General features: G+C 71.6%; 4 protein-coding genes. 3 read left to right on the forward strand and 1 reads right to left on the reverse strand.

The annotated features are described in order from the left end of the window. Window positions 1-51: 51 nt before the first annotated feature. Complete coding sequence (locus MXD59_RS26525; protein WP_283097026.1) at window positions 52-180, reverse strand: hypothetical protein; 129 nt, start codon at window positions 178-180, stop codon at window positions 52-54. Between the two features lie 151 nt (window positions 181-331). On the opposite strand from MXD59_RS26525, the gene MXD59_RS17010 reads away from it, so the two are divergent. The 3 genes from MXD59_RS17010 (at window position 332) to MXD59_RS17020 (ending at window position 4,961) form a co-directional block, all read left to right on the forward strand. Next, window positions 332-1,594 (forward strand): hypothetical protein, encoded by a 1,263-nt coding sequence (locus MXD59_RS17010; RefSeq protein WP_248825689.1) that lies wholly within the window; start codon window positions 332-334, stop codon window positions 1,592-1,594. A 109-nt stretch (window positions 1,595-1,703) separates the two neighbouring features. Next, a complete protein-coding gene (locus MXD59_RS17015) occupies window positions 1,704-2,810 on the forward strand; it encodes an enoyl-CoA hydratase/isomerase family protein (RefSeq protein ID WP_248825690.1) in 1,107 nt (368 codons plus the stop codon). 813 nt (window positions 2,811-3,623) lie between these two features. Next, entirely contained in the window at window positions 3,624-4,961 is a 1,338-nt protein-coding gene (locus tag MXD59_RS17020; RefSeq protein WP_163550695.1) for an ATP-dependent 6-phosphofructokinase, read from the forward strand. Window positions 4,962-5,057: the final 96 nt, after the last annotated feature.

A 5,057-nucleotide genomic window follows, 5' to 3' on the forward strand; every position in this document is an offset into this window, starting at 1 on the left:
CCGGAGGCGTGGGCGCCCAGCCGGGTTACCACGGTGCTGGGCTACCACGCCTCACCCTTCGGCCTCGACCCTGGCCGCCCCACCGCCCCACCGCCCCACCGCCCCACCGCCCGCGCTGCCCGCGTCCGGCGTCATCCGGTCCGCTTTGGTCCGCACAGCGCCCAGGCGGATGGTGACCATCGGTGTCGCTTCCGGTATATCGCGATGCCGCCGGGTGTTCTGTCGGTGCCAAGGTGTAGAAATGCGCCGTCTGTCCTACGTCGGCCGCCGTTCGGGCGGGCCGTCACACGGCTGGTCGGTGGCACGTACGCACGGGGCAAGGGGGAGCCGCATGCCGGACTCGTCGGCGCTGGATGTCCTGATCGGGCTCGCGCTGCTGTTCGCCGCCTTCAGCCTGGCCGTGTCCAGGATCAACGAGGCCGTGCTCGGCGTTCTGCACTACCGCGAGCGCCGTCTGGAGTCCGCCCTGCGCGGCCTGCTCGGCGCCCCCGCACCCGGCCCCGGCCCCGCGCCGGGTGACGACGACGCGCATCCGCCGGTGGATCTGATGGCGCGGCTGTTCGACGGGCCGCTGCGGATGCTGCGGGCCGGCGGCCACGAGGACCCCGCGGCGCACCAGGGCCCCGACATGGCCGCTCATCCCCCCGCCGCGGGCGGCTGGGCCGCCGTGCGCCGGGCGCGCCACCTGCGGTTGCCGTCCTACGTTCCGTCCACGCTGTTCGCCCAGGCCCTCGTCGACCTGGTGGATCCGCCCGCGCGCGCCATGCTCGGCCAGCTGCGCCCCGAAAGCCTCCCGTTGGACGTCCCCCACGAGCAGCGGGCCACCTACATCGCCGCCTACCAGACCGCGACCCGAACCCTGGACGCGACGACCGCCGCCGCCCTGCTCGCCGCGACACCAGCCCAGTACCCCACCGGACGGATGATCGCCGCCACCCTGGTCTCGGCCGTGGGCAGCGATCCCGTCGCCACCCTCGAGCAGGGCCTCGCCGCCCTGCCGCCGTCCGCGGCGAAGACGGCCCTGACCGCCGCCGTGGTCCGGGCCCGCGGCGACCGCGACAAGATCGTCGCTGAGCTCGCCGGCTGGTACGACCAGGCGATGGACCGCCTCTCCGGCTGGTACCGCCGCCGCATCTCCGTCTTTCTCGCCGGCTACGCCCTTCTGCTGGCCGCCGCCTTCAACCTCGACAGCATCGGCATCGCCCGCGCGCTCTGGCAGGACGGCCCCGTCCGCGAAGCCGCCGTCACCGCCGCCCGCGTCACCCTCGACCAGACCGCCACCGATTCCGCCGTCTCGTCCGGCGGCTCTGCCTCGTCCGGTGGCGATGTGGTGCCGGCGGCGGAGGAGGCGGTGCGCGCGGTGCGGGACGCCTCCGGGCTCGCCCTTCCCATCGGCTGGGTGCGAGCCAGCGAGGATCGAGAGGATCCTCGTGAGGTGCCGAACTCCGCGCACGGCTGGCTGGTGAAGATCCTCGGCCTGGCCCTGGCGTGCTTCGCCCTCACCGCCGGCGCTCCGTTCTGGTTCGATCTCCTCGGTCGCCTGGTGAACATGCGCTCCAGCGGCCCGAAGCCACGTTCCACCACGAGTTCGTGACTCGCCGGTCGCCGGTGACGGGTGGCCGTCCTCCGTCCTGGACGGGTGTGCCCGCGGCCACCGCACCGCGGCCGGAAACGCTCACGGGCAGCGCACTAGCGTCGGGGGCGTGAGTTTTCCTGCGCCCGAGGCGGCCCTTGCCGCACTGCACGTGGATCCCGAGGTGTTCAGTCCGCTCGACGAGCGGCCGTTGCTGGTGGTCGACGCGGCCGCGCCGGGCGCGGTGCGCGTCGCCGAGGTGGGACGGCACCTGCCGTGCGTACTGGTCGCGGTCGCCGAGGACCTGCGGCGGGTCCCCGCCGAGGTCGCCGCGGCCGGCTTCGACATCCTGCTCACCGAGACACCGGCGCCGCCGCGACCGTGGGTCCACGCCCCGGGCGGTCTGGACGCCGCGGTCGCCGCGCTGGCGGCGGTGGTACGCAGCCGTCCGTTCGCGTCGGTGGCCCTGGTGCAGCTGCTGCGCCTGAGCTGCGGGGGAGACATCCGGGACGCGGTGGTCGCGGAGTCGTTCGCCTACTCCGCGCTGCAGGCCGGCCCCGAGTTCGCCGCCTGGCTGGACGACCATCGCCGCCGCCGCGCCGCCCGCGCGAACCGCCAGCCCACCCCACCCACCCCTCCACCTGTGGGAGCGGGACCCGCCGAGCAGCCGGCGGTGCTGGTCGAGCGGCACGGGTCGGTGCTGACGGTGATCCTGAACCGACCGGGACGGCACAACGCGGTCAACACCGGCCTGCGGGACGGGCTGGTGGCGGCGTTCCGGCTCGCCGCGCTCGATGACGACCTGACCGGGATCCGGCTGGGTGGTGCCGGCCCGTCGTTCTCCAGCGGCGGGGACCTGACCGAGTTCGGTTCGCTACCCGATCCCGGACGGGCGCACGCGGTGCGCACCAGCCGCAGCATCCCGCTGAACCTGCTGGCCTGCGGAGTGCCGGCGACCGCCTACGTCCATGGGCTGTGTATCGGCGCGGGGGCGGAACTGCCGGCCTTCTGCACCCGGGTCATCGCCGCGCCGGACGCCACGTTCCGGCTGCCCGAGATCGCGATGGGGCTGGTACCAGGGGCTGGGGGGACGGCCAGTCTGCCGCGGCGGATCGGACGTCATCGGGCCACACATCTGATTCTCAGCGGCGAGCCCATCGGCGCCGAGCAGGCGCTGGCCTGGGGGCTGGTCGACGCGATCGAACCCCGCCACGGAATGCCCGGCGCCACCGACTGACCGCTGCGTCGCTGCCCCGCTGCCCCGCTGCCCCGCTGCGATGACGGTGCTGGGTCGCTGTGTCGCGCGGTGAGCGGCGGTGCTGTGTCCGGGCACGACGCGGCGGTTGGTCCTTCGACGCGCTCGCCATCGCGGCGATGGCCGCCGCGCCGTGCCTGGCTGGCTTCGACCCGATCCCTCCACGGGTCGTCGCCGTCTGGGCTGGGCGGACACCTGGTTGCTCGAGGGTCCGAGGATCCGCCGGCTCGTCCGCCGTCGGGGCGATCGGCTGGTCGTCCACCCGTATCGAGCCTGCCGGGTGCGCCGCGTGGAGGACAGAGCCGCCCGGGCACCCGGTCGCCTGTCGAGGGGTCCGCGCCGTCCCGGCGCGATGGCCCGGTGATCGCGGGACGTTCGACTCTGCCGCGGGACGAGGAAGACTGGCAGCTCGGAACCGTGGCGGCGGGGAGCGTGACCCGTACCTATGGAGGCGGGCACGGCGGTGGGGCGGCGAGGGCGAGCAGGGCGATGGGATGGCGGGCACCGAGGTGTCCGCGCAGGACAACTCGTGGCCGACCTTGGCCGGAGTCGAACCGGTTTCCTTGTGATGAAGTGATTGTTTCCGTCGCTGGTGACCGGCTTGGTCCGGCGATGCCCGTCTGGCAGTCGGTATGGGCCGGTAGTCTCGGTCTGGAAGAACTGGGCTGATCGGCGAGGGCCGGTACCGCCCCAACCGGGGTATGTATGGAGCGACATCGCGGAACAGACCAGATGGTCGACAGGGCAGATCGCTTGCTGACGAAGCGCCAAACGAGACGTGAGGGCCGGGCAACGGTGGGTGCGCCACTACTGGTGGACAATGCAGATCTTTCGGTGAAGACCCTGGGTCCGTGCCGGATAGATTCGCCACTGCTACCCCTGCTGGGTGAGCGTCCCACCACGCAGCACTACATTGACGAGTCGGACAAGGTCCTCTACGACGACACCACGTCGATGATCGCGGCCCGCGAGGTCGCGCTGGACGCGTTGCCCGGGTTCGAGCCCGCCGGGCCACGGCGGAAGATCTACTTCGACCCGTCCAAGACCAGGGTCGGGATCGTGACCTGCGGAGGTCTGTGTCCGGGCCTGAACAACGTGATCCGTGGGCTGGTCCTGGAGCTGACCTCGCACTACCGGGTCCGGCGGATCGTCGGTTTCCGTAACGGCTATCAGGGGTTCATCGCCCGTTACGGTTACGACGTGGTCGACCTGACTCCCGAGCGCGTCGCCAGCATCGACGACGACGGCGGGACGATTCTCGGAAGTTCCCGCGGCCAGCAGGATCCGGGCGAGATTGTCGACTGTCTCTCCCGAATGAACATAAATATTCTCTTTGTCATCGGCGGCGACGGCACGTTGCGCGGTGCGAAGGAGATCTCCCGGGTCGCCACCGAGCGCGGCGAGAAGATCGCGGTCGTCGGAATCCCGAAGACGATCGACAACGACATTCCCTATATCGATCAGAGCTTCGGTTTCCAGACCGCGTTCGGCAAGGCCGCGGAGTCCATCCAGGTCGCCCACGCCGAGGCGACCTCGGCCCCCGGCGGCATGGGCGTGGTCCGGTTGATGGGCCGCCATTCCGGCTTCATCGCCTGCTATGCGACCCTTGCCAAGAGCAACGCGGACGTCGTGCTCATCCCCGAGCTGCCCTTCAAGCTCGAGGGCGAGGGCGGCCTGCTCAACCATCTGCGCAAGCGGATTCTGGACCGCGGTCACGCCGTCGTCGTCGTCGCCGAAGGCGCTGGTCAGGAGCTCATCACCGACCAGCCACAGTCGGCGGACGCGTCCGGTAACCGCAAACTGCACGACGTGGGCCAGGAGCTGTCCCGCCGGATCAAGGAGTACTTCGACCTTGAGGGCGTCGAGCTGAACCTGAAGTACATCGACCCCAGCTACGTGATCCGCAGCGTTCCGGCGAACCCCTACGACAGCGTCTACACCATCCGGCTGGCCCATGCCGCCGTGCACGCGGCGATGTCCGGACGCACGGAGATGGTCGTCGGCCGCTGGCGGCGCCGCTTCATCCACATCCCGATCGGCCTCGCCGTCAGCCAGCGCAACCAGGTCGACCCGGCCGGCGACCTGTGGATGTCGGTCCTGGAAGCCACCGGCCAGCCGCCCCGTTTCGAATAACCCGCCCGTCCGGCTTCGTCCGCCCGTCCGGCTTCGTCCGCCCGTCCGGCTTCGTCCGCCCGTCCGGCTTCGTCCGCCCGTCCGGCTTCGTCCGCC

The organism is Frankia umida (genome assembly GCF_023242945.1).
In the GTDB taxonomy this organism is placed as follows: Bacteria; Actinomycetota; Actinomycetes; order Frankiales; family Frankiaceae; genus Frankia; species Frankia umida.